Source organism: Actinomycetota bacterium (assembly GCA_036280995.1).
In the GTDB taxonomy this organism is placed as follows: Bacteria; Actinomycetota; CALGFH01; order CALGFH01; family CALGFH01; genus CALGFH01.
The window spans coordinates 1-3044 of sequence record DASUPQ010000671.1; the positions used below are offsets into that span (position 1 = coordinate 1).

A 3044-nucleotide genomic window follows, 5' to 3' on the forward strand; every position below is an offset into this window, starting at 1 on the left:
CCGGCGTGGCCGGGCTCGAGGTCATCCCCAAGAAGGCGGCCGCGGCCGTCCTGAAGGCCGGCACCGCCGGCGACGGGAACGACCGCTCGGTGGCCCTGCCCACCACCGCCACCCAGCCCGAGCTGACCACCAGGGAGGCCAAGGCGCTCGGCGTCAAGGAGGTCATGTCGACCTTCACGACCACCTTCAGCGCCGCCGACGCCCCCCGGGTCCACAACATCGGCCTGATCGCCGCCGCCGTCCACGGCAGCCTGGTCCGGCCCGGGCAGGTGTTCTCCATGAACGCGGCCACCGGCCAGCGCACCGCGGCCAAGGGCTACCGCACCGCCCACGTGATCCAGAACGGCGAGCTCGTCGACGGGCTCGGCGGCGGCGTCTGCCAGGCCGGCACGACCATGTTCAACGCCGCCTTCTTCGGCGGCCTCCCCGTGGTCGAGCGGCGCAACCACAGCCTGCACATCAGCCACTACCCGATGGGCCGGGACGCCACCCTGAACTGGCCGGGCACCGACCTGAAGTTCCGCAACGACTCCCCGTACGGGATCTACATCACCAGCCGGGCCACCCCATCCACGCTGACCTTCACCTTCTGGTCGACATCCAGGGGCTACAAGGTGACCTCGAGCACCTCGGCCGCCAGCAACTTCCGCCCCCCGCCGACCAGGTACAAGGACGACCCCGCCCTGCCCAAGGGCGAGGAGGTCGTGGAGGAGTCCGGCTCGTCCGGGTTCGACGTCACCGTCTCGCGCACCGTGACCAAGGGCGGCACGGTCATCCGGCGCGACCGCTTCGTCTCCAACTACAGCCCCTGGGTCAAGATCGTCCGCCGTGGCACCGGCCCCAAGGAGGCCCCCGAGCCCGGAGCCGGCGCCCGGGCCTGAGCCGCTGGGGACGCCGCTCTGGCAAGGTGGACACGGCTGTGCTTGGCTACCAGCGGCCCGGCCCCAGCCGCGCCCTGGTGACCACCTCTGGAGGGACGAGGATGTACCCCGACGACCTCAGGTACACGAGCGAGCACGAGTGGGCGCGGGTCGAGGGCGACCGGGCCACCGTCGGCATCACCCATTACGCCCAGGACGCCCTCGGCGACATCGTCTACGTCGACATCCCGCCGGCCGGCACGGCGGTCAGCGCCAACCAGACCTTCGGCGAGGTCGAGTCCACCAAGTCGGTGTCCGACATCTACAGCCCGGTCACGGGCACGATCGTCGAGCGCAACGACGAGCTCGACAAGAGCCCTGAGCTGATCAACACCGACCCGTACGGCCAGGGCTGGCTGGTCGTGATCGAGCTGGCCGACGCCGCCGAGGTCGACCAGCTGATGGACGCCGCCGCCTACAACGACCTGGTCGCCGAAGCCTGACCGTCACCGTATCGTGGAGGTTGTCAGAGCGGACTCCGCGGGCCGCGTTGACCCTGTTTTCATCCGTCCTCTACAGTCACCGACCAAAACGGACGCCAGCCCAGCCGCTCCGGCGGACCCGGGCGGCGGTGACCACGAGCCGAAGCCCCGGGAGGGCAGCATGTTCTGCACTCAGTGCGGTCACAAGAACCCTGAGGGGGCCCACTTCTGCGCCAACTGTGGGGCCGCGCTGGTCACGACCCCGGACGACTCGACCACCACCATCAGCCTGGCCGCCCAGGACCTCGAAGCTGAGGTCGAGGAAGAGGTCGTCGCGCCGGTCGAGGAGCTGCGCGAGAACACCGCCATGCTGGTCGTCCGGCGGGGTCCGAACGCCGGCAGCCGCTTCCTGCTCGACAAGGAGACGGTGACCGCCGGGCGCCACCCCGAGAGCGACATCTTCCTCGACGACATCACCGTCTCCCGCCGCCACGCCGAGATCCGCCGTGGCGCCAGCGGCTTCACCGTCCACGACGTCGGCTCCCTGAACGGCACCTACCTGAACCGGGAGCGGGTGGAGGACGGCGAGCTCGTCGCCGGCGACGAGCTCCAGATCGGCAAGTTCAAGCTGGTGTTCTTCGCCGGCAGTCGTCCTGGGGGTGGCGGGTAGGGTATGCGGGATCCGGTCCAGCGCAGCGTGCCGCCCCGGCCGGGCGGCGGTGGAGAGACGACCGCCGGATCCGGCAAGGGGGCCGAGCAGTCCGGCGCCACCGGGACGATGAGCATCGGCGAGGTCCTGGCGATCCTCAAGCCGGAGTTCCCCGACATCACCGTCTCCAAGATCCGCTTCCTCGAGGGCGCGGGGCTCGTCCAGCCCGACCGCTCGGCCTCCGGCTACCGCAAGTTCTCCGAGGACGACGTCGCCCGGCTGCGGTTCGTGCTCCGCGCCCAGCGCGACCAGTACCTCCCCCTGCGGGTGATCCGCCAGCGCCTGAGCGACCTCGACAAGGTCGGCGGCCTCGACGCGGCAGGTCGCGGCGAGGGTGCCGGGGCCACCGCCGGGGGAGGGGAGCCGGGGTCGACCGGGGTCGCCGGGGCTGGAGGTCGCGGTGCCGGGGCCGCGGATGCCGCTGAGGCGGGCGGAACCGGCGCCGCCGGACCTGGTGCGGCTGGGACCGGTGCCGTCGGGGACGGCGGCGGGGTGGGGTCGTCGGGGCGGGGGGTGGCCGGGGCGTTCGGGGCGGCGCCGCCGTCGGACGCGCAGTTCACCCGGGACGAGCTCTGCCGGGCCGCCGGGGCCAGCGTGGACCAGCTCCTCGAGCTGGAATCGTTCGGCCTGGTCAGCGCCCGCGGCAGCGGCGAGCGGGGCGCCTGGTACGGCGGCGACGACCTGGTCCTGCTGCGGCTGGCCCGCGAGCTCGCCGACTACGGCCTGGAAGCCCGCCACCTGCGCATGTACAAGCTGTTCGCCGAGCGCGAGGCGGCCCTGTTCGAGCAGGTGGTCGCCCCCCTGGTCCGCCAGCGCAACCCCGAGGCCCGCGCCCGCGCCCGCGACACCATCGACGCCCTCGCCCAGCTCGGCGGCCGCATGCGCGACCTGGCCCTCCGCTCCGCCGTCCACGGCCTGGCCGAGACGCGCGACCCCCACCGTTGATCTGTTGCTAGATGCATATATCGACCTAGCAACATGTCAATAAATCAC

The 3044-nt window shown here is 71.9% G+C and carries 4 protein-coding genes; all 4 read left to right on the forward strand.

What is annotated here, in order from left to right:
* Positions 1–881 (forward strand): VanW family protein (locus VF468_22835; protein ID HEX5881125.1); only part of this gene is annotated, 881 nt, incomplete at its 5' end.
* A gap of 101 nt (positions 882–982) precedes the next feature.
* Complete coding sequence (gene gcvH, locus VF468_22840) at positions 983–1363, forward strand: glycine cleavage system protein GcvH (GenBank protein ID HEX5881126.1); 381 nt, start codon at positions 983–985, stop codon at positions 1361–1363.
* A 160-nt stretch (positions 1364–1523) separates the two neighbouring features.
* Positions 1524–2012: an FHA domain-containing protein gene (locus VF468_22845; protein ID HEX5881127.1), complete on the forward strand. Its 489-nt coding sequence runs from the start codon at positions 1524–1526 to the stop codon at positions 2010–2012.
* Positions 2013–2120: 108 nt separating this feature from the next.
* Entirely contained in the window at positions 2121–2996 is an 876-nt protein-coding gene (locus tag VF468_22850; protein ID HEX5881128.1) for a MerR family transcriptional regulator, read from the forward strand.
* Positions 2997–3044: the final 48 nt, after the last annotated feature.

Coding starts and splice junctions, on each gene's coding strand:
- gcvH (HEX5881126.1), top strand. CDS start 983: ATGTACCCCGACGACCTCAGGTACACGAGCGAGCACGAGTGGGCGCGG.
- VF468_22845 (HEX5881127.1), top strand. CDS start 1,524: ATGTTCTGCACTCAGTGCGGTCACAAGAACCCTGAGGGGGCCCACTTC.
- VF468_22850 (HEX5881128.1), top strand. CDS start 2,121: ATGAGCATCGGCGAGGTCCTGGCGATCCTCAAGCCGGAGTTCCCCGAC.